Annotated in this window: 25 protein-coding genes and 1 pseudogene; 21 read left to right on the top strand and 5 right to left on the bottom strand. The window is 43.8% G+C overall.

The genetic code is table 11. The features are described 5' to 3' along the window. Nucleotides 1–12: 12 nt before the first annotated feature. From LIZ66_RS11720 to LIZ66_RS11710, 3 genes are all read left to right on the top strand, one after another. The gene (locus LIZ66_RS11720) at nucleotides 13–1,059 is read left to right on the top strand and encodes an ABC transporter permease (protein ID WP_118582012.1); all 1,047 of its coding nucleotides are present in this window, start codon (nucleotides 13–15) and stop codon (nucleotides 1,057–1,059) included. Between the two features lie 100 nt (nucleotides 1,060–1,159). Beyond that, nucleotides 1,160–1,561 carry a D-ribose pyranase gene (gene rbsD / locus LIZ66_RS11715; RefSeq protein ID WP_173716076.1) on the top strand — a complete coding sequence of 134 codons (402 nt, stop codon included), beginning with the start codon at nucleotides 1,160–1,162 and terminating at the stop codon, nucleotides 1,559–1,561. A gap of 104 nt (nucleotides 1,562–1,665) precedes the next feature. Continuing rightward, the gene (locus LIZ66_RS11710; protein WP_227200852.1) at nucleotides 1,666–2,664 is read left to right on the top strand and encodes a LacI family DNA-binding transcriptional regulator; all 999 of its coding nucleotides are present in this window, start codon (nucleotides 1,666–1,668) and stop codon (nucleotides 2,662–2,664) included. A gap of 161 nt (nucleotides 2,665–2,825) precedes the next feature. Here the strand turns inward: LIZ66_RS11710 and thrH are convergent, their stop codons facing one another. Continuing rightward, entirely contained in the window at nucleotides 2,826–3,431 is a 606-nt protein-coding gene (gene thrH, locus LIZ66_RS11705; RefSeq protein WP_173735825.1) for a bifunctional phosphoserine phosphatase/homoserine phosphotransferase ThrH, read from the bottom strand. Nucleotides 3,432–3,937: 506 nt separating this feature from the next. On the opposite strand from thrH, the gene LIZ66_RS11700 reads away from it, so the two are divergent. The 5 genes from LIZ66_RS11700 to LIZ66_RS11675 all read left to right on the top strand — a co-directional run bounded on the left by LIZ66_RS11700 (nucleotide 3,938) and on the right by LIZ66_RS11675 (nucleotide 12,595). Then, on the top strand, nucleotides 3,938–5,620 hold the full coding sequence (locus LIZ66_RS11700) for a phospho-sugar mutase (protein WP_227200851.1): 1,683 nt from the start codon (nucleotides 3,938–3,940) through the stop codon (nucleotides 5,618–5,620). A gap of 186 nt (nucleotides 5,621–5,806) precedes the next feature. Next, nucleotides 5,807–6,016 (top strand): hypothetical protein, encoded by a 210-nt coding sequence (locus LIZ66_RS11695; protein WP_173735824.1) that lies wholly within the window; start codon nucleotides 5,807–5,809, stop codon nucleotides 6,014–6,016. Between the two features lie 516 nt (nucleotides 6,017–6,532). Next, entirely contained in the window at nucleotides 6,533–8,035 is a 1,503-nt protein-coding gene (locus LIZ66_RS20360; protein WP_306797089.1) for a DUF4186 family protein, read from the top strand. Between the two features lie 100 nt (nucleotides 8,036–8,135). After that, nucleotides 8,136–9,287 (top strand): exonuclease SbcCD subunit D, encoded by a 1,152-nt coding sequence (locus tag LIZ66_RS11680; RefSeq protein ID WP_173716080.1) that lies wholly within the window; start codon nucleotides 8,136–8,138, stop codon nucleotides 9,285–9,287. Continuing rightward, the gene (locus LIZ66_RS11675) at nucleotides 9,284–12,595 is read left to right on the top strand and encodes an SbcC/MukB-like Walker B domain-containing protein (RefSeq protein WP_227200850.1); all 3,312 of its coding nucleotides are present in this window, start codon (nucleotides 9,284–9,286) and stop codon (nucleotides 12,593–12,595) included. The genes LIZ66_RS11680 and LIZ66_RS11675 overlap by 4 nt, the downstream gene beginning before the upstream one ends. A gap of 56 nt (nucleotides 12,596–12,651) precedes the next feature. On the opposite strand, the gene LIZ66_RS20020 is transcribed toward LIZ66_RS11675, so the two are convergent. Continuing rightward, entirely contained in the window at nucleotides 12,652–12,750 is a 99-nt protein-coding gene (locus tag LIZ66_RS20020) for a DUF6783 domain-containing protein (protein WP_334285441.1), read from the bottom strand. Here LIZ66_RS20020 and LIZ66_RS20015 point away from each other — a divergent pair. After that, nucleotides 12,715–12,840, top strand: coding sequence for a DUF6783 domain-containing protein (locus LIZ66_RS20015; RefSeq protein WP_368366522.1), 126 nt, complete (start codon nucleotides 12,715–12,717; stop codon nucleotides 12,838–12,840). The genes LIZ66_RS20020 and LIZ66_RS20015 overlap by 36 nt on opposite strands. 43 nt (nucleotides 12,841–12,883) lie before the next feature. On the opposite strand, the gene LIZ66_RS11670 is transcribed toward LIZ66_RS20015, so the two are convergent. The 3 genes and pseudogenes from LIZ66_RS11670 to LIZ66_RS19375 all read right to left on the bottom strand — a co-directional run. Further along, nucleotides 12,884–13,543 (bottom strand): HAD family hydrolase, encoded by a 660-nt coding sequence (locus LIZ66_RS11670; RefSeq protein ID WP_173772272.1) that lies wholly within the window; start codon nucleotides 13,541–13,543, stop codon nucleotides 12,884–12,886. Continuing rightward, entirely contained in the window at nucleotides 13,537–14,226 is a 690-nt protein-coding gene (thiE, locus tag LIZ66_RS11665) for a thiamine phosphate synthase (RefSeq protein ID WP_227200849.1), read from the bottom strand. The genes LIZ66_RS11670 and thiE overlap by 7 nt, the downstream gene beginning before the upstream one ends. A 45-nt stretch (nucleotides 14,227–14,271) precedes the next feature. Beyond that, a pseudogene (locus LIZ66_RS19375) lies at nucleotides 14,272–14,415 on the bottom strand (DUF6783 domain-containing protein); the annotation flags it as partial. Here LIZ66_RS19375 and LIZ66_RS19370 point away from each other — a divergent pair. The 12 genes from LIZ66_RS19370 (at nucleotide 14,353) to LIZ66_RS11615 (ending at nucleotide 25,928) form a co-directional block, all read left to right on the top strand. Further along, nucleotides 14,353–14,517 carry a DUF6783 domain-containing protein gene (locus tag LIZ66_RS19370; protein ID WP_306797090.1) on the top strand — a complete coding sequence of 55 codons (165 nt, stop codon included), beginning with the start codon at nucleotides 14,353–14,355 and terminating at the stop codon, nucleotides 14,515–14,517. The pseudogene LIZ66_RS19375 and the gene LIZ66_RS19370 sit on opposite strands and share 63 nt — an antisense overlap. Nucleotides 14,518–14,635: 118 nt before the next feature. Then, entirely contained in the window at nucleotides 14,636–15,289 is a 654-nt protein-coding gene (locus LIZ66_RS11660) for a hypothetical protein (RefSeq protein ID WP_148463192.1), read from the top strand. A gap of 222 nt (nucleotides 15,290–15,511) precedes the next feature. After that, on the top strand, nucleotides 15,512–16,054 hold the full coding sequence (locus tag LIZ66_RS11655; protein WP_227200848.1) for a TetR/AcrR family transcriptional regulator: 543 nt from the start codon (nucleotides 15,512–15,514) through the stop codon (nucleotides 16,052–16,054). 247 nt (nucleotides 16,055–16,301) lie between these two features. Beyond that, nucleotides 16,302–16,409 carry a DUF6783 domain-containing protein gene (locus tag LIZ66_RS20010; protein WP_368369207.1) on the top strand — a complete coding sequence of 36 codons (108 nt, stop codon included), beginning with the start codon at nucleotides 16,302–16,304 and terminating at the stop codon, nucleotides 16,407–16,409. Nucleotides 16,410–16,591: 182 nt separating this feature from the next. Beyond that, entirely contained in the window at nucleotides 16,592–17,032 is a 441-nt protein-coding gene (locus LIZ66_RS11650) for a hypothetical protein (protein ID WP_226820626.1), read from the top strand. A 34-nt stretch (nucleotides 17,033–17,066) separates the two neighbouring features. Then, nucleotides 17,067–18,899 (top strand): ATP-dependent zinc metalloprotease FtsH, encoded by a 1,833-nt coding sequence (ftsH, locus tag LIZ66_RS11645; RefSeq protein ID WP_173716087.1) that lies wholly within the window; start codon nucleotides 17,067–17,069, stop codon nucleotides 18,897–18,899. Next, on the top strand, nucleotides 18,896–19,438 hold the full coding sequence (locus LIZ66_RS11640; protein WP_173716088.1) for a DUF308 domain-containing protein: 543 nt from the start codon (nucleotides 18,896–18,898) through the stop codon (nucleotides 19,436–19,438). The genes ftsH and LIZ66_RS11640 overlap by 4 nt, the downstream gene beginning before the upstream one ends. Nucleotides 19,439–19,536: 98 nt before the next feature. Next, complete coding sequence (locus LIZ66_RS11635; RefSeq protein WP_118581958.1) at nucleotides 19,537–20,523, top strand: LacI family DNA-binding transcriptional regulator; 987 nt, start codon at nucleotides 19,537–19,539, stop codon at nucleotides 20,521–20,523. A gap of 604 nt (nucleotides 20,524–21,127) precedes the next feature. Beyond that, the gene (locus tag LIZ66_RS11630) at nucleotides 21,128–22,390 is read left to right on the top strand and encodes an ABC transporter substrate-binding protein (RefSeq protein WP_173716089.1); all 1,263 of its coding nucleotides are present in this window, start codon (nucleotides 21,128–21,130) and stop codon (nucleotides 22,388–22,390) included. A gap of 205 nt (nucleotides 22,391–22,595) precedes the next feature. Further along, on the top strand, nucleotides 22,596–23,477 hold the full coding sequence (locus LIZ66_RS11625; RefSeq protein WP_118581952.1) for a carbohydrate ABC transporter permease: 882 nt from the start codon (nucleotides 22,596–22,598) through the stop codon (nucleotides 23,475–23,477). Continuing rightward, the gene (locus tag LIZ66_RS11620; protein ID WP_330382723.1) at nucleotides 23,474–24,337 is read left to right on the top strand and encodes a carbohydrate ABC transporter permease; all 864 of its coding nucleotides are present in this window, start codon (nucleotides 23,474–23,476) and stop codon (nucleotides 24,335–24,337) included. The genes LIZ66_RS11625 and LIZ66_RS11620 overlap by 4 nt, the downstream gene beginning before the upstream one ends. A gap of 97 nt (nucleotides 24,338–24,434) precedes the next feature. Continuing rightward, nucleotides 24,435–25,928 carry a glycoside hydrolase family 32 protein gene (locus LIZ66_RS11615; RefSeq protein WP_173769785.1) on the top strand — a complete coding sequence of 498 codons (1,494 nt, stop codon included), beginning with the start codon at nucleotides 24,435–24,437 and terminating at the stop codon, nucleotides 25,926–25,928. The last annotated feature ends 72 nt before the right edge of the window (nucleotides 25,929–26,000 follow it).

Here is a 26,000-nt window from a genome sequence, read left to right as displayed (position 1 = left end):
AGGAGCAGAACAATGAATAACAAAAAATCAAATAATAATCAGTTGTTAATGACACTGTTAAAAGGACGTACCTTTATTGTACTGGTACTCCTGGTCATCTTTTTTACCATTGTAAAAGGAACCACATTCCTGTCAGCATCTACACTGACCATGGTTGCCAAGCACGTAGCCCTGTATGGAATCCTTGCACTTGGTATGACGTTTGTAATCATTACCGGCGGTATTGACCTTTCCGTTGGTTCTGTAGTCGGACTTGTTGGTATGCTTGCCGGTGGAATGATCCAGGAAGGTATTACACTGAAATTTGCAGGTGTAACCCTTTATTTCAGCGTTCCGGTAATCATTATTACCATGCTGGTTGTTGGATGCATCATCGGTGCAGTCAACGGTCTTATTGTAACAAAATTAGGTGTAGCACCATTTATCGCTACCCTTGGTACCATGTATATCTGCCGTGGTTTTGCAAACCTTCGTTCCAATGGTGCAACATTCTCTGATATCAAGGGCTATGACGGACTTGGCAACACAGGCTTCAAAATCCTTGGAAGCAATATTGCCGGCATTCCTACCGGTGTTTATATTTTCGCAGTGCTTGCAATTATTTCCGTTATCATCCTGAAGAAGCTTCCATTCGGATGGTATGTACTTGCAGTCGGCGGCAACGAGAAATCTGCTCGTCTTTCCGGTATCAAAGCAGACAAGATCAAAATTATCGTTTACATGATCTCTGGCTTCTGTGCAGCATGGGTTGGTATGATCAACACCGCACAGCTTTCCGCAGCACATCCTGCATCTGGTGATGGCTGGGAAATGAACGCCATCGCAGCTACCGTACTTGGCGGTACTTCCATGAGCGGTGGTTCCGGAACCATTATCGGAACTGTAGTCGGTGCATTTGTTATCGGTGTTATCAATGATGGTATGACAATGTGTGGTGTATCCGAGTTCTGGCAGAAGGTTATCCGTGGTCTGGTTATCATTCTTGCAGTCGTAATCGACCAGACACAGAGAAATCTTCAGGCGAAGATGGCACTTCAGGCAAGAAACGAGAACAAATAATTAAGTAACCAAAATCTTCCTTAATGTTAAAATAATTTGAAAAGTTGAAAAAAATCCGAAAAAGATTTATAGTAATAATCAGAGATGCAGGAGGAATAGCATGAAAAAATCAGGGATTTTAAATGCCCAGCTGATCCGTTGTATCGCAGAGCTGGGACATAAAGATCTGTTTATGATCGGTGATGCAGGAATGCCCATTCCAAAGGGCGTGGAGATTGTAGACCTGGTTGTATGCGGAGGGGTTCCTACCTTTAAACAGGTGATGGATGCAGTGCTGGCGGAGACAGAAGTGGAAGCCTATACCATTGCAAATGAGATTGAGGAAAAAAATCCGGAGCTTCTTGCATATATTCAGCAGAGCCTTCCTGAGGCAGAGGAGAGCAGAATTGACCATGTAGATCTGAAAAAGATGTCTGCACAGTGCAAATTTGCAATCCGTACAGGTGAGTTTACACCTTATCCGAACATAATTTTAAGAGCGGGAGTTGCGTTCCCGGCATAAAATGATCAGAGAAGACGCTGCGAATAACAGGTGATAGCTTGTTTTTGCAGCGTCTTTTTTTCGCAGATGTATGGCATTATTTTACCGACAGAGGAGGAACTAAAATGAAAGTGAGTGTGAGAAAAATCAGTGAGATCACAGGATTTTCTCCGGCAACTGTTTCAAATGCACTAAACTACAAAAAAGGCGTGAATGCTGAGACATCTGCGAAGATTTTTAAAGTGGCGCAGGATCTTGGGTATTTTGAGGAAAATCATATCCGCAAAATAAAATTTGTCATGTTTAAGCGGGATGGTGCTGTGGTTGAGGATTCCCCCTTTTTTATCCAGCTGATTTCCGGGGTGGAACAGGAATGCCGCGCCTGTGGAATGGAAATGCAGATGTGCAATCTGGATAAAAGAGATCCTGGATACCAGGAACAGGCGAAGTGGATCATGAATGACAAGGCGTCGGCTGTGATCCTTCTGGGAACAGAGATGGTGGATGCGGACATTGACCTGATCCGCGGGATGACCTGTCCGTTTATTGTGATTGATTACTGGAAAGAGGATATGAGCTTTGATGCCATGCTGATCAATAATGCAGATTCAGCGCGTATGGCTACAGAGTATCTCATTTCCAATGGGCATAAAGAGATTGGTTATCTGCGGGGAGATTTCAGGATCAAACCTTTCCGGTCTCGTTTTGCAGGATATCAGACAGCGCTGCAAAAGGCGGGACTTCCCCTGAATAAGGACTATATTTTTACAATGGCAACTACCATCGACGGTGCTTACGAGAATATGAAGCGGTATTTGTCTGAGAAGGTGAAGCTGCCTACAGCCTTCTTCGCAGACAACGATATGATCGCCCTGGGGGCTATGAAAGCTATGGCAGAGTTTGGAATCCGGATTCCGGAGGATATTTCCATTGTGGGATTTGACGACCTTACTTTTTCCTCAATTTCGTATCCGCCGCTGACTACACTCCGGGTGCCGAAGCAGGAGATGGGAAGAGCTGTTGTAAGGCGATTGCGGGATATTCTGAAAGATAATGACGGGATTAAGATCAAGATGCAGATGTGTACGCAGTTTATTGAGAGGGAAAGCGTGAAGAAGATATAGGAGGTACGCAGTTGGGCAAATGATATTCTACGCAGGTCGGTGCAACGCTCCTGAAATGACCTGCTTGGAATATCATTTGCCCAACTGCTGTGTTAGAGCGTGTTTGAAAAAAAGAGACTTGTTTTCCATGGGATAGATAGAAAACAAGTCTCTGCTTTATGTTAACCATTAATTGCCTTCATAATTGCGTCATACAGCTCGTCATAAGTTTCGTAAGCCGGAATCTCCGGATATTCAGCCTTGATCGCGTCGGTGCTCTTGAACAGGAATCCTGCCTTACTTGCCTGGATCATACCCAGGTCGTTGTGGCTGTCTCCACTGGCAATGGTGTCGTAGCCAATGGACTGCAGGGCTTTCACAGTGGTGTATTTGGATTTTTCGCAGCGCATTTTGAAGTCAGTAATTTCGCCATTTTCGCCCACTACCAGTGTGTTGCAGAAGATGGTTGGGTAGCCCAGCTTTTTCATAAGAGGACCTGCAAACTGGGAAAAAGTGTCACTGAGGATGATAACCTGAGTCTGTGCTCTTAATTTGTCCAGAAATTCCCTGGCGCCTGGAATCGGGTCGATCTTGGCGATGGTCTCCTGGATTTCTTTCAGGCCAAGACCATGCTCTTTCAGAATGTTCAGGCGGTATTTCATTAATTTATCGTAATCAGGCTCGTCTCTTGTGGTTCGTTTCAGCTCCGGAATGCCGGTCTCTTCGGCAAATGCGATCCAGATTTCCGGGACAAGCACACCTTCTAAGTCTAAGCAGACAATTTCCATAATCTCCTCCGTTCTGCAGCTGTAAAGAGTGCTGCAATTGAATTTTATAGTGTTTTTTCAAATCTCAATGTCAGATAAAGGGAAAGCAGTTAGGATGGTTGCTTTCACACACTATCTTATTATAGCGTAAAAAAGCCGGGAACGCTATACCTAAATTGAAAATGTGAGAATGGAATGTTCCCTGTGGTTACTGTTCACTCCGTTCACAGTAACGCGCTTCGCGATGCACAGAAATCATGCTTTGCATGATTTCGCGCCGCAACTCTCGGGTTTTCTGTGAACTTTGTTCACAAAAAACACCTCGCGGAACGTTACCAGTGAACAGTAACTCCCTGTGAACTGCGGCTGAAATGTATAATTGTCGGAAATTAGTGGAAAACAGAGAAAAAATGTCTGGTAGAAATTTGTCGCTTATATTGCCGTTTCGTGAAAAATGTGGTATATTATTAATATCTGTAGTAATATTAGACAAAATAAATAGTATAATAATGGCAGGAGTGGTTAAAATGTATAACGAAGAGTACAAGCGCTGGATGGCAGAGGATCTCGAGGATGCAGATCTGAAACCAGAATTATCTAAGATTGAAGGAAACGATGAAGAAATTAAAGATCGTTTTGCAGTAGCTCTGAAATTTGGTACAGCAGGACTCCGTGGAGTTCTTGGAGCAGGTACCAACCGTATGAATATCTATGTAGTGCGTCAGGCTACACAGGGTCTTGCTAACTGGGTGAAGACTCAGGGCGGCACTCAGACCGTTGCAATCAGCTACGACAGCCGTCTGAAGAGTGATATATTTGCGAAAACAGCAGCAGGAGTTCTGGCTGCCAATGACATTAAGGTCAGAATTTATGATGCATTAATGCCTGTACCGGCCCTTTCCTTTGCGACACGCTACTATGAGTGCAACGCGGGTATTATGGTTACCGCATCTCATAACCCTGCTAAATATAATGGATACAAGGCTTACGGTCCGGATGGCTGCCAGATGACAGATGATGCTGCGGCTATCGTTTATGATGAGATCCAGAAGACAGACGTTCTGACTGGTGCGAAATATATGTCCTTTGCAGAGGGCGTTGAGGAAGGTCTGATCCGCTTTGTTGGTGACGACTGCAAACGTGCTCTTTACGATGCAATCGAGTCACGCCAGGTTCGTCCAGGTCTTTGCAAGACAGCAGGACTGAAGCTGGTTTACAGCCCGCTGAATGGTTCCGGACTTGTGCCGGTAACTCAGATCCTGAAGGATATCGGAATCACAGATGTAACAATTGTTCCGGAACAGGAATACCCGAACGGCTATTTTACCACATGCAGCTACCCGAATCCGGAGATTTTCGCAGCTCTGGAGCAGGGACTGAAGCTTGCCAAGGAGACAGGAGCAGATCTTATGCTTGCTACTGACCCGGATGCAGACCGTGTTGGTATTGCCATGAAATGCCCGGACGGTTCCTATGAGCTGGTAAGTGGTAATGAAGTGGGAGTTCTTCTTCTTGACTATATTGCAGCTGGCCGTATCGAGAAAGGCACAATGCCGAAGAACCCGGTTGCAGTGAAATCTATTGTTTCCACACCTCTTGCAGACGCAGTTGCAGAGCACTACGGTGTAGAGCTTAGAAGTGTACTTACCGGATTTAAGTGGATCGGCGACCAGATCGCACAGCTTGAGGCTGCTGGTGAAGTGGACCGTTTCATTTTCGGATTTGAAGAGAGCTATGGATACCTTGCAGGACCGTATGTACGTGATAAGGATGCCATTATTGGATCCATGCTGATCTGCGAGATGGCTGCATACTACAGAAGCATTGGAAGCTCCCTGAAGCAGAGACTTGAGGAGATTTACGCACAGTATGGCCGTTACCTGAACAAGGTTGACAGCTTTGAATTCCCGGGACTCAGCGGAATGGACACTATGGCAGGAATCATGCAGAAATTCCGTGACAACCCGCCGGCAGACATTGCAGGCTACAAGGTAGTGAAGGTTACCGATTATAAGAAGCCTGAGGAGACCGGTCTTCCAGCAGCAAATGTTCTTATTTACAAACTGGAGAATAACGAGACAGTAGTTGTTCGTCCATCCGGAACAGAGCCGAAGATTAAGATTTATTACACTACACTGGGTAAAGATCTTGCAGAGGCAGAAGCTGAGAAAGAGAAACTGGCTAAGGCATTGGAGCCGATGATGGCTTAAGGTTTAAGCGAAGTATATAATCGTATAGTGAATGATCGCCCCTTGCGGAATGATTCCGCAGGGGGCTTTTTGCGCTGTTGGTAAATTTTTTCTTTATTTGAAGTGAAAATCCCCATTAAGTCGTTGATTACAGTAAAGGGCAGACCATATTGTATAATGCCTGAAAAGAAAACGAGGTGACAATTTATGCTGACGCTGTTATTTATCATTTTAATGTTTGGTATATTTGGCAAAATGATCGGACTTGCCTTCCGCGCAACCTGGGGAATTACGAAAATCTTTTTTCGCCTTATATTCCTTCCCCTTGTCCTAATTGGATTAGTCCTGGAAGGTCTGATTTACATAGCACTTCCCCTTCTTGTGATAGTTGGGATTATCATGCTGGTATTGATATAATATATTGATAGAATAAAAAATAGATGAAAATACAATCGAAAATATGTTCACTTTGCCAGATGACAAAAAGCGACAGATATGGTAGTATAGATACATCAACGAAAGAGAAATACGAAAAACACTTAAGAAATCTGAAATACGAAAGAAAGCAATAAAGCACAAAAGAATCTGAAAATACAAAAGAACTTAGAAGTACGAAAGTTCTGTGTTTCACCAAAGATTTGTAAATTACTAAAGATTCATAAGCCGCTAAAGATCAACCAAAATACCTAAGATCAATAAGAAAACGAAAGATTTTCGAAACACATCCGATAAAATTATAACAAGACACATCAGAAAAAATGGCTGGGAACTAGTTTCCCAGCCATAAATCATAACAATATCTAACCGATTCCCATTTATAATGACATCTACTCAGAGTAAGTTAAATTGGAAATTTATAGCCCTTTTACTTGAAATAATGTATACTGAAAGAATATGAAGACAAAAACGAAATAAAAATATCGGGAATATATAATGAATACACAAGATGCAATAGAACTTCTGGGGATTGTCCCAGAAGATGATGAAAGAGAAATTAAGCGAAAATATCATAAGATGATCAGCCGTTTTCATCCGGACTCATTGAATGAAGTAAGGGAAGCTCATATTCAGCGTGCACAGGAGATAAATGAAGCGTATCGGATACTGAGCCAGAGCGATAGTCGGGAAATGCAGAACGCATATGGAACGGAAGCTTATGGAACAGAGGCTCATGGCACAGACAATCATAAATCTGGGAAGAGGGAACAGCATCAGGAATGGTCTGGTGAATGGAACGAGGCTGCTTTTATACCAAGGAATATTTATCTGCACTATAGTATGAATTTTTCTGAAGAAGAACGAAAGGAAGCCCAGGGGAAACTGTATTATCAGGCTGCCTGTGGAAAATATATGTGGGATCCGGAGGAAGAGGATTTCGCGCTTTTTCTTACCAGTATTCGTCATGCAGCGGCAGTCCTCCTTGAGAGAACGGAGAATGCCGTAAACGCAGAAGACTTATCTTCTGTACCAGATTTGAAGGAATACCGTTTTCGCATCCAGGCGAAGCTGTTTGAATATCTTTCTATGCAATATGTGAACCCATTACTGGTTCTGGATTCCCTGATGAAACCAGAGAGCACAGATAGGAAAGGTCAGAGAATTTATCGGGTTAAAGCATTTCTGGCGGCAGAAGCCGCATCCCCGGAAGGCAGGCTTATAGCAAGCTTGCAGTCTGGCGAATATCTGTTTCCAAAAGCTTTCCATGGGAATCAGATTCAGCTTATGAATAAAGACAAACAGGTATTGGGGTATCTTCATATGGAAGAGGACCGGCTGTATTTTTGCATTATTCCTCTTCTGAAGAGGCATGCAGCGCAGGTGAAATTTCTGGTGCAGGAAGAAGGCGGTGGAACAAATGAAAAAAATGAAGGAATTAATAATACGACGAATAGTAGTAACTTCAGAAATAGCGGCAGAGGAATAAAGCGTGGAAACAATAAGCTGAAAGTTAATATAGATTTCTATTTTCGTTTAGAGGATGAGAACTATACGTATAATAGTTCAGAGCTTAATTTGAAAATTGCAGAAATATTGAATGGATATGAGAAGTATTTGCGAAAATATGATCCGGAACAGGACCAGTTTTGTGATCTGTTTGCCCGCCTGTCCCGCTCGAATTTTCGCAGTCGTTTTCATCTGAAGGACAAGGATATACAGTATATCCGGGAGAAAGGAATGGATACCATCCGCAGTCATGCCTCAGATTTTGTGCGAACACGTCTGGCTCCGGCTCAGATTCCCAATGATGGCAAACAGACTCCAATGCGCGGGCACCCTGTATTCCTGGCTCAGCATGCTACTGGCTGCTGCTGTCGGGGATGCTTGTATAAGTGGCATAGAATTCCAGCAGGAGTGCAGCTCACAGAAGAGCAGCAGGAATACATAGTAGATGTGTTGATGGCGTGGATTGAGAGAGAATATAACAGAAATGCATAGGGCTATGAAGTTGGTTTTATATATACAATCGGTAACATTAAGGTATATGAAATATATAGTTTAACAGGAATTTTGAGAAGATAAGAATGGGGAACGGTTTATGAGAATATTTCACTTATCAGATTTACACATTGGCTTGAAATTAATCAATCGTGATCTCAGAGAAGATCAGGAATATATACTGGATCAAATAATTCAGAAGGCCGCAGAGAAAGTACCTGATGCGATCGTGATCGCAGGGGACATCTATGACAAAGCAGTTCCGTCTGCAGAAGCAGTGGAGGTGTTTGATCATTTTATCGGAAAGCTGCGAAATGCAGTTTCGGATTCTGTAATTATGATGATCAGTGGAAACCACGACAGCGCGCCCCGCGTGAACTGCTTTCGGAGTGTACTTGATCGTCAGAAAATTTATATGATCGGAATGCCGCCGCAGACAGAAGAAGATCAGATTGAGAAAGTGGTACTTCAGGATGAATATGGTCCGGTGAATTTTTATTTGCTTCCCTTTGTGAAGCCTTCCATGGTGAAGCTGATCACTGGTACAGACGAGAATGGAAATAATCTTTCTTACAATGATACGATCCACAGACTGATAGAACGTGAACAGGTTGACATAAACCAGAGAAACATTCTGGTCAGCCATCAATTCTATCTGCCTATGGGGGAGAGTGCAGAAGAAGTTGAACGAATGGACTCTGAGATCCGGACAGTAGGAAATATTGACCAGGTGTCAGCCGATATTCTGCAGAAATTTGATTATGCGGCACTGGGACATATTCATAAGCCAATGAAAGCAGGCGGCGAGTTTTATCGCTATTGTGGAACGCCGCTGGCATGCTCTGTAAGTGAAGCAGGTCAGAATAAAGGAATTATAATGGTTGACATAAAACAAAAGGGCGAAATCACTACAGAAGTAATTCCACTGGAACCGCTGCGCCAGATAAAAGTGATCAAGGGAGATTTAGAGAGTGTTCTGGCACAGCGCTGTAAAGATTATGTGACAGTAATTCTTACGGATAAGGTGGATCTGGACGTAATTGATATGCAGGATCGTCTGCGTCTGGCTTTTCCAGGGCTTCTAGAGATACGCCGTGAGACTGTGCGGCAGGTTGATTATACCAGACATGCAGACAGTGAGCGTGAATTGAATCCATTTGAACTTTGCTGCCAGTTCCTCGGAAATGCAGATGCGGAAGAGCAGGAAATTCTTCAGGAGGTTATCAATACAGTACAGGAGGTGACGAAATGAGACCTGTGAAACTTATCATGCAGGCGTTTGGTTCCTACGGAAAACTGACACAGATCGATTTTCAGGAGCCGAATCAGAATCTGTTTCTTGTGACCGGAGACACCGGAGCAGGAAAAACAACTATATTTGATGCCCTTGTATTTGCTCTTTACGGTGAAGCCAGCTCCAGTACAAACAAGAAAGATGGTGTTGTACTGCAAAGCCAGTATGCAGAGTTGAACGTTGAACCATTTGTAGAGCTTGTTTTTTCCGAAGGGACAGGAGAAAATAGCCTGCTGTATACTGTCCGCCGTGTTCCCAGACATCTGAAGCTTCTGACAAGAGGGGCGGGGAAAAATACAGGAAGCCGTGAAGTACCGGGGTCTGTCAGCCTGATCATGCCAGATGGTACCGAATATCCACAGAAGGAAGCTGACAGCAAGCTGGGGGAGATCCTCGGTCTTACCAAAAGCCAGTTTATGCAGGTTGCCATGATCGCTCAGGGAGAATTTATGGAGCTTCTTCGTGCAAAATCTGATGATAAGAAAGTCATCTTCCGGAAGCTGTTTAACACTGAATTATACCAGAATATTGTGGACGAGCTGATGAATCGCAAGCGTTCCCTGGAAAAAGAGATTGCTCAGATCAAAACTGCATGTCAGACTGAAGCTGCCCATGTGGTAATTCCCCAGGAATATGACCAGTGGCAGGAAATAGAAGGGCTAAAAAAGCAGGTTTTGAATGGGGAAATTGTAGTGATGGATTGCTTTCTGGATCATCTGGGCGAGTTATGCAGAACACTGGAGAAAAGTGTGAATTTTACCTCGAAAGAATTACAATCCGCATCAAAACTCCGCGACGAAAAAAGGGATATCTACAACAGTTCCATTCAGCTGACGAATTTATATGCGCAGCTGGAAAACGCTGAGGTTCAGCTTTCTGAATGTGGGAAAGTGGAAGCACAAATAGGGGAAAAGACCATTCTGTCAGAGAAAATTAAGAAAGCATACGAAATAAAAGGCGAATACGCACGCTGTCAGGATGCCTTGCGTAATATGCAGACATGTGAGAGTGCCTTAAAGGAGCAGCAGGAACGAGCTCCTTTATTAAAAGAACAGTCACAATCTGTCATTCAGACAGCGAAGGCGGTGAAAGAAACGGCAGAGAAGGAGCTTAAGGCGTACACCACTATTTATGAGCGCGTGAATAAAGAAGTGAAGCTCCTTAAGCAGATCAAGGAAGCAGAAAAAAGTGTAAAGACCAGCCAGCAAAATCTGACCGCAGCGCAGGCCGCAGACCGCAAAGCCAGAGAAGATCTGGAGAAAATGGAGAAGCAGGAAGCAGACTGGAGGGCTCAGTCAGAGAAGCTGACCGACACTAATGAGAAAATTGCTGTCTGGAAAGGGAAAAATCAGGAACTGGAAGTACTTGGCATTGAAGTACAAGAAACAGAAGATCTTCTTAAAGGTGTAGAAACACAGAAAAAACTGGCGAAGAAAGCACGAGAGACATACCAGAAGAATAGAATCAGATATGACGCAAAGAGCCAGGAATATGAGTCTATGCGGAGAATTTTTCTGGATGAGCAGGCTGGTTTTCTGGCACGCGAGCTTCAGCCGGGGAAACCATGTCCTGTATGCGGCGCAATAGAACATCCGAATCCATGCATAGCTTCTACCCTTCATAGAGATCTCACCCGTGAGCAATTGGAACTGGCAGAAAAAGAAGTTTCTGAGCTTCGAAACAGGCAGGAACAGTCTGCCGGTGAAGCAAGGTCAGCTGTGGATATAGTTGCAGAAAAAGAACGACTTTTGGAAGAGACAGGAAGGAAGCTGTGCACGCGTATTTTAAATGATCATGAGCAGTTCCCGGAAGCAGGAATGCTGGAAGTATTTGATTCTTTGGGAGACAATATAAAAAATTTCCAGGAGAGCAGAAATTCAGAAGTCCCTGGTGCAGCCCAGGATCAGATGGCGGATAAAGAGTGTAATTGGAATGCCTTGCTGAAGCAGATACAGACACTTCTTGGAACCTGGAAAACTTTATTACAGGAAGAGGGTACAAGACTTAATACAGCCCAGAAAACATTGCGTAATCTTCAGGATGCTCTGGGACAGGTAGAAGAGCGGAAGAAATCAGGAAAAACTGCCGTAGAGGAATGCGGACAAAAGCTGACTGAGGCAGCAGCGTCAGCCAAGAGCGCAGAAGCTCTTCTGAAGCAGTTGAATGATTCCCGGGAATATCCATCAGAAGAGGCGGCTATGACAGAGTTTAACCAGGCAAAAGGAAAATGGAAAGCTGCAGAAGCTGCTTCCAAGGAAGCTGAAAAGAAAGAAAAAGCGTCTTCTGAAGAGCTGGTTAACTGTACCAGCTTGATTAAACGATTTGAAGGGGAACTTCCAGATCACCAGAAGCTTTACCAGGAGCGGCAGGCCTTTTATCAGACTTTGATGAATGAGAAAAATATGACAGAGGCAGAATGGGCGGACATAGCAGAGAACTATACCCGTGAAACAGCGGAGCTTTTGCAAAAAGAAGCAGACAGCTGGCAGCGAAAAAAACTAGCCGCACAGACCACTGCAGAAACAGCTGGAAAAGCCATAGATGGCAGGAGCAAGCCAGATATGGAAGCTGCCAAGTCCCAGATGGAGGAAGCTGAGAAAGTACGGCTTCAGACTCAGACGAAACTGGAACTTTATAAAGAACAGTATAAAGCTGATAAAGAGGCATATGATATTCTTAGCCCTCAGATGGAGAAGCGAGGTAAAATCATTGAAAAGCATACCAAGCTGGAAACTCTTTATAAGCTGTTGTCTGGAAATATGTCCGGAAACCGTATGGATCTTGAAACCTATGTGCAGAGATATTACCTGGAGAAGATTCTTTATGCGGCCAATCGCCGCTTTGCGAATATGTCTGCCGGACAGTTTGAACTTCGTATGGTAGACGAGGAGAATGCGGGGAAAGGCAAGAATCGTGGTCTGGATCTTATGGTATATTCTAATGTTACCGGCAAAGAGCGTGAAGTCCGTACCCTTTCCGGAGGAGAATCCTTTATGGCAGCCCTGGCATTGGCACTTGGAATGGCAGATCAGATCCAGGAGAGCTCTGCAGCGATACATCTTGATGTAATGTTTGTGGATGAAGGCTTCGGTTCCCTTGATGAGCATTCCAGAGAACAGGCGGTAAAGGTTCTTCAGGAACTGGCGGGAGGAAGCAAGTTGATTGGAATTATTTCTCATGTGACCGAGCTGAAGCAGGAGATTGAAGATCAGCTGATCGTCAGCAAAGACGAGAAGGGAAGTCATGTGAAGTGGCAAATAAGCTAGTACATCGAATATTAAGTAACTGCCATATTGACTTGTCTGATTTTTCATCTGCTGCGTCAATATAGCAGAAACTTAATTTTCGATGTACTAGAATCTGTTTGAAAAATCATTCCCGCAATCTGTACGCTCCACTTTGCGGTATATTTTGCCCGAATTCAGTTGCCGTAGCTCGCTACGGCTCCTTCCTCCATCTTGCATATGAAGAAATCATCCTGCGTCAATGTAGTAGATACTTGGTTGAATAAAGAATATCGGGAAGCAATTAAGCTTCCCGCCAAATAAAAAGTTCTATAGATTTTTTGTAAAATTAATAAACTCTTCCGACTCACCGTAATCATGAATCCGACAGTTTGCCAGACGCTGTATTTCCTCTTGATTTTCTTCATGAGAGTCGTACACAGCAGTGGTATAGAAGCCATCTTTCTTAGCTGTAGTAAGGGCATGAAGAGAATCTTCAAAGACCATGGTATTGGTTCGGTCAGTGCCAAGAAAGTTCAAGGCTTCCCGATAAATGGTTGGTTCGTCCTTTCCGGCACCCACAGAGGAGCAGGTAAAGATTTCACTGAAATAATCAAGCACTTCGCAACGTGCCAGGGCAGCTTCCACGAGGGAGCGCTCTGTAGCAGTGGCAATACACATTTTGACTCCGGTCTCATGAAGCTGAGCCAGAAATTCTTTCAGATGAGGCTTCAGCTGAGCTTCATAGCGGTAGAAATCATCTACAATTGCTACAGCACTCTTGATCAATTCATCTTGGGTCTGTTTTACACCATAGTGCTCAATAAAATAGTCAGCTGCCTGGTGGAGACTCATAGTGGCGATTGCTTCATCCAGATCCGGTTCAGGTTCAATTCCCTGGTTTCGCAGGTAATTTTCGCCTACATGATCCCAGGCTGACATAGAATCCAGAATCGTACCATCCAGATCCCAGATGGCACCCCTTAACATGAAATTCCTTTCCTGGAAGATGCATTGTCTTTGGAAATACAAGTAGAATCTTTCATTTTGAGAGTAAGCTCTTTAAGCTCTCTGGTTGCTTTTGTAATATCTTCAGCTGCAAAGATGGCACTTACAACTGCAATTCCGCAGATACCGCTTCCAGCCAGCTCCATTACATTGTCATGTGTAATTCCACCGATAGCAATAACGGGAATATTTACAGCCTCACATATTTGTTTTATAGTTTCATGGCTGATATTGCCGGCATCTTTTTTGGTTCCGGTTTGGAATGCGGCACCTACTCCCAGATAATCTGCGCCATTTTTTTCAGCAAGAACAGCCTCTTCAACTGTATGCGCAGAAACGCCGATGATTTTGTCAGAACCGAGGATGGCTCTGGCATTACCAGCAGCCATATCCTCCTGCCCTACATGAACGCCATCGGCATTGATTTCTTTTGCAATTTCTACATTGTCATTGATCACGAATGGTACATGATAGCGCGCACATAACTCTTTGATTTCCGCAGCTTCTTTGAGAAAACTATCTGTATCCAGATTTTTTTCGCGTAGCTGAATGAAGGTGGCCCCACCTTTTAAGGCTTCTTCGACCTGGTCATATAAAGTTCTGCCATTTAACCAGCTGCGGTCAGTAACGGCATAAAGTAAAAGCTCTTTTTTATTGCAGTTCATTGGTAAAACCTGCCTTTCACATGTAACTTGTGCTTCAAACACACTCTAATACATTATATAAAGCTGAATCTGGAAAGTAAAGGTAATTATTAAGATAGAGCCTGTTTGAAAAATCATTCCCGCAATCTGCACGCCCCACTTTGCGGGAGATTTTGCCCGAATTCGGTTGCCGTAGCCCGCTACGGCACCCTCATCCGGACAAAATCTCCCACAAACTGTGACGCACATCTTGCAGAAAGCCTTTTTCAAACACGCTCTAGAGCGTGTTTCTGCGAAGATCGAGAATCGTAACCCATAATGTTTGTTACACGAACAGAAATCTGTACATTGAATAACGAAAAGTGATATGTTAGACTAATATTAAAATTGTGTTTTTGTTGGTTTACAAAAAAGAGAGGAAGGTTTGATTATGGATCAATTTGAGAGGATGAAGGTGACACGGCAGGCGATGAATGGCAGGATGTGTCTGATGTTTGGTGGTATTTTCCTGATGTTTTCAGCCATTACCTCCACGATCATGTATGGAATCAATTTCTTTATGACAGCTCTGGAAGCAGACAAGGGAACTGCAGAGTATGTAGAACTTCTTGAGAATGCCGGAGTGGGAAGTGGACTTCTGAAAGGGATTGGTATTTGTTTTATTGCAGTAGGAATCTGGGAAGCTGTAGTTGGATTTCTATCTGTAAGGAACTCCAACAGAGTAGATAAGAGCAGATTTTCTGTGAAACTGGCCATATCTCTTCTTATAACTGAGATTGTCATGCAGGTAATTCTGTTTTTTACCGGATTGATGAATCTGGGGCTTCTTTTTACAGCCATTGTGCTTCCGCTGTTTTTACTTTGGGGTGCCACCCGCTTAGGCAAAGTTGCCAAGGCTGATCCGGAACGCAAATTTGCAGTAGACCCAGCCAGGAAGAAATCCTCCCAGCAATCTCAACCGGCCGCCCCGAAGAAGAGCATTCGTGAGAGAGCCGCTATGCAGGCGCGAGAAGATGCAGTGGTACCAGAGAAACAAGATACTGTAGATGAGGAAGATATTGCAGATTCAGAAGAGTCAAATTAGAAACCCAAAGTATGAATATAAGCATCATTGGAAAATGCAGTGGGAATAAGCGTCATAGGAAAATGCAGTGGGAAAATTGTTAAAGATATATAACCTGTGAAATAGTATGAGCTGTAGTTGGTCGTTGTTGCCGATAATATGATTTGCATGTAGCTATTAAGGTATAAGAATTAGAGACTGTTTATGATTCAACACCGGATAAAGGAAAGAGAACCACAGTATATGGACATGAAAGAGATCATCGCAGAAGCAGCCCGTAAGCTGATTCTGGAGAAAAAAGTAAAGAAGCTTACAGTAAAGGATATTGTGGAAGAGTGCCAGATCACCAGGCAGGCATTTTACTACCATTTCGAAGGAATACCGGATCTGATTCAGTGGAGCATAAAGCAGGGAACCAGGCGGCTGCTGGAGGCGTGCAAAGAGCAGGGCGGCGCAGAAGCAGCGCTGAAGTATCTGTTTGTTTTTGCCATCAATGCTATACCTGAAGTGCGAAAAGGAATAGAAAGTAATTATGGAAAAGAACTGGAACAAACCCTTATGCAAGGAACCTACGAGTTGTTTGAGAGCATTGTGGAGGAAGAAAATCTGTACCGGAACTACAGCCGCCAGGAACTGAAGTTGATCCTCCGTTACCACAGCCATGCTATCTTTGGTATTTTCCAGGACTGGACACCGGAGGATACGAAGAATCTGGATATGATCGTACACGAAGTCTATTTGATTATGATGGGAAAGAATGCTACAGAAGATGTCTTTCTGTGCTGAAAAATGCTCCTGTTTATTCGTGACAGTTTTATTCCTGCGTTTATTGACCTTGAAGCAGTTTTGAAAGTGAAATTGACGGAGGCGGAGACTGACTGGGAATAGAATCCAGAGGCCGATTGCAAATACATGGAGGAAACTAAATAAGAGATCAAACGGGCGAGGTGTATTTTTTACACTTTGCCCGTTTTGTCTATACACGGTGAAATTTCTGACTATCGACACTTTCTTTTGCTTGTACTAGAATAAAATTATCAGGATTACGGAGCGTGATTGTGACGCACATCTTGCAGAAAGCCTTTTTCAAACATGTTCTAGAGCCTGTTTGAGGAAGGCTAGTACATCGAATATTAAGTAACTGCCATATTGACTTGTCTGATTTTTCATCTGCTGCGTTGTCGTCGGTCGCCGTAGCCACCGCTACGTCTCCTTCCTCCGCCTTGCATATGAAGAAATCATCCTGCGCCAATATAGCAGAAACTTAATTTTCGATGTACTAGAAATGATAACGTAATCCGCAAGGAGAGGAGGGAACCATATATGGCACATGAAATTTTATCCGTAAAAATGTACGAGCTGGATAAAAAACTGGAACAGACCCACAGTCGGATTCAGCTGGCGGAGAGTATGGATACGGAAAGACTCCACCAACAGATCCAGAATCTTCGACAGGAATGTCAGGAAAGCCGTATCACTTTGGAAAACAGACTTCGCCATTCCAAGACAGACTGTGTAATGAAGCTGGCAGGCGTCTACGACCAGGTGGAGGCAGCAGTTGGAAAAGTGCTGGAGGCAGAAAACATAAATTTGAAAAATAAGGAGCCAATATTTGGAAATGTGCTCCCGGGAACGGAGAAGAAAATCCTCACCGCAGAATACGCCCTTGATTTTGCAATGCAGGCAGTAAACCGGGCACTTCTGGTATCGCTGGAGGCTATTGAAGCCCAGCGTCTGGAAGAGAAGAAAGAGGCAGAAGAGTAGACACTATTAGTTTACATAAGAAAGGACTACAACCATGAAAGAAGTAAAAACCCCAAAAAAGCCGTTGATCTATTACTACGGCATTGTGCTTCTGGTACTGATCGTCTTTAATCTGGTGGTTTCCCCAATCTTGATGGAGCATCAGGTAGAAGAAACCGATTACGGTACCTTCATGAGCATGATCAATGACAAAAACATCGGTAAAGTAGAAGTGGAAGATAACCAGATCGTCTTTACCGACAAGAACAATGAAAAAATTTACAAAACCGGTCTTATGAATGACCCGGATCTCACTGACCGCCTGTATGAGTGCGGTGCCACCTTTACTAAGGACATCGACCAGCAGACCTCCCCGATTCTCAGCTTCCTGGTAACCGGACTACTGCCGCTGATCATTTTCATAGTTCTTGGAAATTATATGGCGAAGAAGCTGATGGAACAGGCTGGAGGCAAAAACTCCATGGCATTTGGCATGGGAAAAAGCAATGCCAAGGTTTACGTTCAGTCCAGTGAAGGAATCCGTTTCTCAGATGTAGCCGGAGAGGATGAAGCCAAGGAAAACCTTGCAGAGATTGTAGATTACCTTCATAACCCAAAGAAATACACAGACGTGGGAGCCTCCATGCCGAAAGGCGTTCTCCTTGTAGGCCCTCCAGGTACCGGTAAAACAATGCTTGCCAAAGCCGTTGCCGGAGAAGCGAATGTCCCATTCTTTTCCATGTCCGGCTCTGAATTCGTAGAAATGTTTGTAGGTATGGGTGCCTCCAAAGTTCGTGATCTTTTTAAGCAGGCGAAAGAGAAAGCCCCATGTATCGTATTCATTGATGAGATCGATGCCATCGGTAAAAAACGTGATGGCCAGGTAGGGGGCAACGATGAGCGTGAGCAGACACTGAACCAGCTGCTTACAGAGATGGATGGTTTCGAAGGCAACAATGGGGTTATCATTCTGGCAGCTACCAACCGCCCGGAATCCCTTGACCCGGCACTTACCCGTCCAGGACGTTTCGACCGCCGCGTACCAGTTGAGCTTCCCGATCTTGCAGGACGTGAAGCAATTTTGAAGGTTCATGCAAGAAAAATCAAAGCATCCGATGACGTGGATTTCCACACTATCGCACGTATGGCATCTGGTGCATCCGGAGCCGAGCTGGCAAATATTGTAAACGAAGCAGCACTTCGTGCAGTCCGTGACGGACGTACAATCGTTACAGAAGCAGACCTGGAAGAGAGCATTGAAGTGGTAATTGCTGGCTACCAGAAGAAAAACGCAGTTCTCTCTGACCAGGAGAAAAAAGTGGTTTCCTATCACGAAATCGGACATGCCCTGGTGGCAGCCCTTCAGAACCATTCCGCTCCTGTTCAGAAGATTACTATTATTCCGCGTACTTCTGGTGCACTCGGCTATACCATGCAGGTAGAAACTGGTGACAAGTATCTGATGACAAAGAAAGAACTGGAAAATAAGATTGCAACCTTCACTGGCGGACGTGCTGCAGAAGAAATCGTGTTTGGCGAGATTACCACAGGCGCTTCCAACGATATCGAGCAGGCAACCAAGATTGCCAGAGCTATGATCACTCGCTACGGAATGACCGACGAGTTCGACATGGTGGCTATGGAAACCGTTTCCAACCAGTACCTTGGCGGCGATGCATCCCTTTCCTGCTCTGCAGATACCCAGAAGGAAATCGATGAGAAGGTCGTAGAATTAGTAAAGCGAGAACATGAAAAAGCCAAAAAGATCCTGACAGACAACCGTAAAAAACTGGATGAACTGGCTATGTTCCTTTATGAAAAAGAAACGATAACTGGCGAAGAGTTTATGAAAATTTTAAATAACAAAGAGGAGAGTGAGGAAAAATGAGAAGACGTTCACGTTATGGCTGGCTGGAACTCATTGAGGGAATCCTGCTGATCCTTCTTGGGATTTATACGTTGTGTAATCCGGGCGGCATGCTCCGCGGAATTACCTTTGCGTATGGTTTTCTTGCTGTCATCACCGGAATTTCAGATATTGTATTTTATGCAAAAACAGAGCGCTATATCGGCTTCGGACCTACCATTGCTCTGGTGACTGGAATTTTAAGTCTCCTTGCCGGACTAATGCTTCTGATGTACCCAAATGCCGGAGAGCTGATTATGACCCTGCTTCTCCCAATCTGGTTCATCGCTCATTCTGTTTCCAGATTGACCCACATCCCTCTGGTCCGTCTGGCAGGAAAATTTTACTATTACTTTACCTTGATTGTAAATATCCTTGGAATCATCCTTGGTTGTCTGATGATCATCTGGCCGTGGGTAGCGTTGTTTTCAACGGGCTTTATTATTGGCGGTTATCTGATCCTTCTTGGAATCGACTGCGTGGTGATGGCCTGCAGTGACATGGATGCCGGGTGGATGTAGAAACAGGATGTATTTACCGGTTGACACAAGAAACTACGAGGTGATAAAATCAAGATGAAATAAAAAACTGCAGCTCGCAATAAAGGAGATTTACATATATGGCAACACTTAAGGATGTGGCGAAGGCCTCAGGCCTAACGGTAGGAACAGTTTCCAGAGTCCTGAATAACAGAGGATATATCAGTGATAAGACCCGTGAGAAAGTATATCAGGTGATGAAAGAGCTGAATTATCAGCCTAATGAGACAGCTCGCGCACTGTCAAAGCAGAAGAGTAATACGATAGGAGTTATTTTGCCGAATATTGAACATCCTTATTTTGCCAAGGTACTAAGCCGTTTGGAGCGAGAGGCTGCGAAGCAGGGATATCGTATCATGCTTTTTGTTTCCAGGTATAAAGAAGAACGTGAGGAACAGTGTATTGAGATGTGCAAGAGCGAAAGAGTGACCGGCGTTGTTCTTTGCAGTGGAAGTTTTGAAACTGAGAAATTTGAAGATCTTGATTTCCCGTTGATCACATTGGAACGTTCTATGGATGAAGGGACATCCGGGATTGAATGTGATAACTATCAGGGCGGTGTGCTGGCAACGGAGCTTCTGATTGAGAAAGGCTGCAGGAAGCTGATGTTTATCGGCGGAGTAAGTGCAGGGGTTGACATTCATATGCCAGGAGATCTCCGCGAGGTTGCATTTCGTGATATCTGTAAGAATCGAAATGAAGAAAATGTGGTTATGGTAACGGATAACCGTCTTTTTGATTCTCTGGAATATTATGAATATGTAAGACAGGCACTGGTGGATAATCCTGATGTGGACGGTGTATTTGCCAGTTCAGATGTTATTGGTGCCTATGTACTGCAGGCATGCGCAGATCTGGGAATCAAGGTTCCGGAGCAACTGAAGATCGTAGGTTTTGATGATGTGAATATTGCCCAGTTTACAAGTCCGGGACTTACGACAATTCATCAGCCTGTGGAACAGATGGCAGAATTGGCAGTAGCAGCTATTGCGCAGATTGATGAGGGGAAAGTTGTACCTACTAAGACAGTATTTCCGGTTACACTGGTTGAGCGAGGGACGACTTGAACGCAGATAAGCATTTCCCCGCTTCAAGTGCGCGGAGCACTAAGCGGCGAGTGAGGGGGGATGCTTCTGTCAGTGGGAGCCTTCAGCTCCCACTGACAGATCGCGAAGCGACTGCGTTCATGAGCAAACAGCGAAGCGGATTGCGAATGTCCGCTTTACTGAATTGTTAATATTTTTTTATCTTCGAAAAATTTTCCAGTCAGTTGTCATATTGTGTATTCTGGGGTGTTTTTGAAACATTTCAGAATACAATATGACAGCTGATTTTTTGTATAGCAGGAAATTACTCTGTAATATTTCTGCTATACAAAAAAACGCTTCGCGCGGAATTGATCAGATGCATAAGGAATATGACATGCGGTTGTGATAAAAAATGAAGCAATTTTCGTAAAAAACAAGAAAAATAAAATAAATGAACTACAGACACGAAAAAAGCATGTAAAAGTGCACAAAACATAAAGAGCTAAATAGTATAAATGTAACAAAGTGATGTGAAATGGACAAAAATATATGACAACCGCTTGACATATTTGAGACGCAATGCTATCATACAACCATAAAGAAAACGTCCGAACAAGAACGTAAAAAACAGGAGGAAGCAAAAATGAAAAAACGTATTTCAATGGCAATTGCAGTTGCAACTGCAGCAGCAACAATGGCAAGTGTATCTGTACCGGTTATGGCAGACGATGTGAACATCACAATTTTTAACTCCAAGATGGAGGTTCAGAGCCAGTTCGAAGAATTAGCTGCTCAGTATGCAGAAGAGACCGGCGTTGGCGTAGAGGTTTATTACAATAGTGATACAGTATCTGCTCATCTGGCTACCAGATATTCTGCGAATGATCCATATACAATCGCTATGGTAGACCCGAAAGATATCTATTCACTTGCAGCAGACCATGCAATTGATTTAAGCGATCAGAGCTGGGTTAATGAGACTGATTACGCAATCGGAGTTGACGGACAGATCAATGGTTTCCCGACCTGCCTTGAAGCACGCGGTGTTATTTACAATGCAGATGCAATCGAAGCAATCACAGGCGAGACCTTCAATCCGGATGATTACAAGACACTTGATTCTTTTAAAGAGCTTCTTGAGAAACTGAAAGAAGGTGGAATGGAAACACCTACCGGTATCATGAAAGAGGACTGGTCCCTTGCAGCTCACTTCCTTGCTGAGGTTTACGAGCAGCAGCCAGATGTAGAAGCATTTGTTTCCTCTCTTTATGAAGGAACAGCAGACCTTGCAAACAATGAGAAATTCAATTCTCTTATGGACTTCTTCGATGTAATGATGGAGAATAACTACGCAAAAGATTCTGCAATCGCTGCAGAGCGTGAGACAACCGAGATGATGCTTGCTGAAGGACAGATCGCATTCATGTTCGGAGGAAACTGGGACTGGTCTGTAATCAATGCATATGATTATACAGAGAATATGGGAATGATGCCGGTACCGCAGAACACAGATGACGGATCCAATGAGAAGCTTGTTGGTGGAGGTTCCAAATTCATGATGATCGATTCCTCTGATGCAACAAGTGATGAGCAGCGTCAGGCAGCTAAGGACTTCCTTACATGGCTTGCTGATTCCGATGAAGGACAGAGCTTCATTGCTGAGACATGTGCACTTGTACCTGCATTCTCTAACAATGAAAAAGAAGTATCCGATCCACTTGGAAAATCTGTTAAGAAATATGCAGATGAAGGCTCTCTGATTGATAACTACAATTACCTTCCGGATGATCATCTTTCCATTTGTGGTGCAACCTTCCAGAAATATCTCGCAGGACAGATTGACAGAGCTGAGTTTGCAGCAGAGATTGAAGACTACTGGAAGAACACAACTCCTGTAGAGCACTAAGAATTATCCTTTGGTAACAACTTATTAATTTAACAAACATACTGTAGTTTTATAGAAATTTGCCACCCCTCAAGAGGCTGCACGCCTGTGCCATGCGGCGTGCGGCCTCTTTCCCTCACAAAAAGAAAAGTACTGGATTATAGATTTTCGGAGGCAGCGGGAAAAGGGTGGAGACAAAAAAGAAAAGGGAAAGGGGATCGTGATTATGGAACAAAACACCATGAAATATAAAGTAAAACAGTACTTGATGTTCGCTGGCGTTTCCACTGTCCTGTTTAGTGCAGTTGTAATCCTTCCATTTATCTACGGATTATATCTTACATTTACAAGCTGGGACGGTGTTTCAAAAGACAAACCATTTGTTGGACTGGCAAACTACATTGCTACATTCCAGGATGCAGCTTACTGGCAGGCACTTGGACGTACCTTGATTTATTCTGTTATCGCTGTAATTTTGGTAAACGTGGTAGCATTTTTCCTTGCATACCTTCTTACCAGCGGAATTAAAGGTCAGAACTTCTTCCGTGCAGGCTTCTTTGTTCCGAACCTGATCGGTGGTATCGTACTTGGTTATGTATGGAAATTCGTATTTAACCGTGCATTTGTATCACTTGGAAAATCTCTTTCTGTAGGTGCTCTTTCCACCTCCTGGCTGGCAACCACCAACGGTGCAATGGCATGTCTGATCATCGTATCTGTGTGGCAGTACGCAGGATATATGATGCTGATCTATGTAGCCGGATTTATGAGCGTATCCAAGAGCCTTATGGAAGCAGCCCAGATCGACGGCTGCACCAAGACACAGGCAACCATTAACGTAACGATCCCACTTATGAGATCTTCTTTTGTACAGTGTCTTTTCTTAACGATCACAAGATGCTTTATGGTATATGATGTAAACCTTTCCCTGACAAAAGGTGAGCCATTTAACTCTTCTGTAATGGCAGCTATGCACGTATACAATCAGGCATTTACTTACAAAAATTACGGTACCGGCCAGGCAGAGGCATTAATTCTGTTTGTTGTCTGCGCAATCGTAGGAGTTACTCAGGTTTACATTGGTAAGAAAGGGGAGGTGGCAGCATGATGGATGAAAACAAAAAAGCAGCTCAGAAGAAAAAAGTCAGCCATTTTATTACAATAGCAGTGCTGGTTATCCTGTTTCTGGCATTTATCTTCCCGTTTATCATGGTAATTTTCAATGCGTTTAAGACAAAAGGTGATATCACGGCAGATCCGCTGGCACTGGTTGGCTCTCACGGCTTTATTCTGACTAACTTTACAGATGCCATGAAAAAGATGAACTTTGCAACATCTTTTACAAACTCTCTTTTGATTACTACAGTTTCTACGATCCTTACAATTATGCTTTCTGCAATGACAGCGTTTGTAATTGTTCGTAATAAATGGAAAGCATGCGGTATTCTGTTTTCCCTGATGATTGCATCTATGGTTATTCCGTTCCAGGTACTTATGATCCCGCTGGTTTCTCTTTACGGTGGTATCTTTGGAGTACTGAACAGCCGTATTACTCTGATCCTTATGCATGTGGGATTTTCCCTTTCCATGGCAACATTCATGTTCCACGGTGCAATTCACACCAGCGTTCCGATGGAACTGGAAGAAGCAGCATTTATTGATGGATGTACCAGATGGCAGACATACTGGAAAATTGTATTTCCGCTTCTGAAACCAACCATCGCAACAGTTGCGATTATTGATGCAATGGCATTCTGGAATGATTACCTTCTTCCAAGCCTTGTTCTCGGACGTAAAGAACTGTATACTCTTCCGATTGCAACACAGGCATTCTATGGTACTTATTCAACAGACCTCGGACTGGTAATGGCCGCCCTCCTTCTGGCTATGCTCCCGATCCTGGTTCTGTATCTGTTCCTGCAGCGTTACATCGTTGAAGGTGTTACCTCCGGAGCAGTAAAAGGCTAAAACCAAAATGGGGTCCAAAGATAGTGATATTTTTGGGCTCCATAAGTGCTATCTTGAAATGTGTTTTGAATAATAAATAACAACAGGAGATATGATTATGATAAGTCAGACTTTAAGAGATGCCAGAAGATACGAAGATGCAATGGCTCAGAATATTACACCTTTGGAGAGACCGGAATTTCATTTATCTCCAAAAGTTGGATGGATGAATGACCCCAATGGTTTTTCTTATTACAAAGACAAATTTCATTTATTTTACCAGTATTATCCATATGATTCCCAGTGGGGACCAATGCACTGGGGACATGCGGTAAGTGATGACCTTCTTCACTGGGAATACCTTCCGGCAGCCATTGCCCCGGACATGCCATATGATTATGTGGGATGTTTTTCAGGAAGTGCCATTACGCTTCCAGATGGAAAACAGCTTTTCATGTACACCAGTGTGCGAAAAGAAGCACAGCCGGATGGAGGTGTCCGCGACATACAGACACAAAGCCTTGCAGTTGGTGATGGAATGGACTATGAAAAGGATGTACGCAATCCGATTCTTACGGCAGAAGACATGCCGGAAAACAGCAGTCCCTTTGATTTCCGTGATCCGAAAATGTGGAAATGCGAGGATGGCACTTACCGCTGCGTGATCGTAAATGACAGAGCGGACGGAACAGGCGGCCGTATTCTTCTGTATAGAAGTGAGGATGGGTTTAACTGGGAGTTTGAATCCGTAATGCTTTCTAATGATGGCAGATTCGGAAAAATGTGGGAGTGCCCGGATTTCTTTACCCTGGATGGAAAAGACGTAGTACTCGTAAGCCCTCAGGATATGCTTCCAAAAGACTTTGAGTACCACAATGGTGACGGAACTCTTTGCCTGATTGGTAAATTTGATGAGGAGACCAAAACCTTTATCCCGGAAAAAGACCAGGCAGTGGACTATGGTATCGACTATTATGCAATGCAGACAGTGGAAGCACCAGACGGAAGAAGAATTATGATTGGCTGGATGCAGAACTGGGATACATGTGCGAATAACAGAATTCCGAAGGGAAAATGGTTTGGACAGATGAGCCTTCCAAGAGAGCTTTCCATTAAAGACGGCCGCCTGATCCAGAAACCGGTTCGGGAAATTGAGAAGCTTCGCACAAATAAGACAGAATATAAGAATGTTGCTTTTGAGGATGTAATTCGTCTGGATGGCATAGAGGGAAGATGCGTGGATATGGAAATCACTCTTCGCCCGGCAGATGCGCAGAATATTTATAAGAAATTTGCAGTGCGTTTTGCCCAGAATGATACGTACCATACAGCAGTAAGCTTTCGCCCTTATGAATCCGTATTGAAAATTGACCGTAAGTTCTCCGGTTCCAGACGCGCAATTATCCATCAGAGAAGAAGCCTTGTGAACAGTGAAAATGGAGAGATTAAGCTTCGCCTGATCCTGGACCGTTTCAGTGCTGAGATTTTTGTAAATGATGGAGAGCATGTGATGACTGCAACGATTTATACAGATCTGGAGGCAGATGGAATTTCCTTCTTTGCAGATGGCAAAGTGGAGATGGATGTTACAAAGTACGAGCTGAAGCTTTGAGAATTGCCGGCAGATACGAGGAGGATATAAAGTGAAGCAAAGAGAGAAAACAGATAAGATCTTTCAGGATCG

Source organism: Blautia faecis (assembly GCF_020554845.1).
Taxonomy (GTDB): domain Bacteria; phylum Bacillota; class Clostridia; order Lachnospirales; family Lachnospiraceae; genus Blautia_A; species Blautia_A faecis.
This window is presented reverse-complemented; position numbering and strand designations above follow the sequence as displayed.

What these genes read in the sequence shown, in the direction of transcription:
- LIZ66_RS11720 (WP_118582012.1), top strand. Translation starts at nt 13, where the DNA reads ATGAATAACAAAAAATCAAATAATAATCAGTTGTTAATGACACTGTTA.
- rbsD (WP_173716076.1), top strand. Translation starts at nt 1,160, where the DNA reads ATGAAAAAATCAGGGATTTTAAATGCCCAGCTGATCCGTTGTATCGCA.
- LIZ66_RS11710 (WP_227200852.1), top strand. Translation starts at nt 1,666, where the DNA reads ATGAAAGTGAGTGTGAGAAAAATCAGTGAGATCACAGGATTTTCTCCG.
- thrH (WP_173735825.1), bottom strand. Translation starts at nt 3,431, where the DNA reads ATGGAAATTGTCTGCTTAGACTTAGAAGGTGTGCTTGTCCCGGAAATC.
- LIZ66_RS11700 (WP_227200851.1), top strand. Translation starts at nt 3,938, where the DNA reads ATGTATAACGAAGAGTACAAGCGCTGGATGGCAGAGGATCTCGAGGAT.
- LIZ66_RS11695 (WP_173735824.1), top strand. Translation starts at nt 5,807, where the DNA reads ATGCTGACGCTGTTATTTATCATTTTAATGTTTGGTATATTTGGCAAA.
- LIZ66_RS20360 (WP_306797089.1), top strand. Translation starts at nt 6,533, where the DNA reads ATGAATACACAAGATGCAATAGAACTTCTGGGGATTGTCCCAGAAGAT.
- LIZ66_RS11680 (WP_173716080.1), top strand. Translation starts at nt 8,136, where the DNA reads ATGAGAATATTTCACTTATCAGATTTACACATTGGCTTGAAATTAATC.
- LIZ66_RS11675 (WP_227200850.1), top strand. Translation starts at nt 9,284, where the DNA reads ATGAGACCTGTGAAACTTATCATGCAGGCGTTTGGTTCCTACGGAAAA.
- LIZ66_RS11670 (WP_173772272.1), bottom strand. Translation starts at nt 13,543, where the DNA reads ATGTTAAGGGGTGCCATCTGGGATCTGGATGGTACGATTCTGGATTCT.
- thiE (WP_227200849.1), bottom strand. Translation starts at nt 14,226, where the DNA reads ATGAACTGCAATAAAAAAGAGCTTTTACTTTATGCCGTTACTGACCGC.
- LIZ66_RS11660 (WP_148463192.1), top strand. Translation starts at nt 14,636, where the DNA reads ATGGATCAATTTGAGAGGATGAAGGTGACACGGCAGGCGATGAATGGC.
- LIZ66_RS11655 (WP_227200848.1), top strand. Translation starts at nt 15,512, where the DNA reads ATGGACATGAAAGAGATCATCGCAGAAGCAGCCCGTAAGCTGATTCTG.
- LIZ66_RS11650 (WP_226820626.1), top strand. Translation starts at nt 16,592, where the DNA reads ATGGCACATGAAATTTTATCCGTAAAAATGTACGAGCTGGATAAAAAA.
- ftsH (WP_173716087.1), top strand. Translation starts at nt 17,067, where the DNA reads ATGAAAGAAGTAAAAACCCCAAAAAAGCCGTTGATCTATTACTACGGC.
- LIZ66_RS11640 (WP_173716088.1), top strand. Translation starts at nt 18,896, where the DNA reads ATGAGAAGACGTTCACGTTATGGCTGGCTGGAACTCATTGAGGGAATC.
- LIZ66_RS11635 (WP_118581958.1), top strand. Translation starts at nt 19,537, where the DNA reads ATGGCAACACTTAAGGATGTGGCGAAGGCCTCAGGCCTAACGGTAGGA.
- LIZ66_RS11630 (WP_173716089.1), top strand. Translation starts at nt 21,128, where the DNA reads ATGAAAAAACGTATTTCAATGGCAATTGCAGTTGCAACTGCAGCAGCA.
- LIZ66_RS11625 (WP_118581952.1), top strand. Translation starts at nt 22,596, where the DNA reads ATGGAACAAAACACCATGAAATATAAAGTAAAACAGTACTTGATGTTC.
- LIZ66_RS11620 (WP_330382723.1), top strand. Translation starts at nt 23,474, where the DNA reads ATGATGGATGAAAACAAAAAAGCAGCTCAGAAGAAAAAAGTCAGCCAT.
- LIZ66_RS11615 (WP_173769785.1), top strand. Translation starts at nt 24,435, where the DNA reads ATGATAAGTCAGACTTTAAGAGATGCCAGAAGATACGAAGATGCAATG.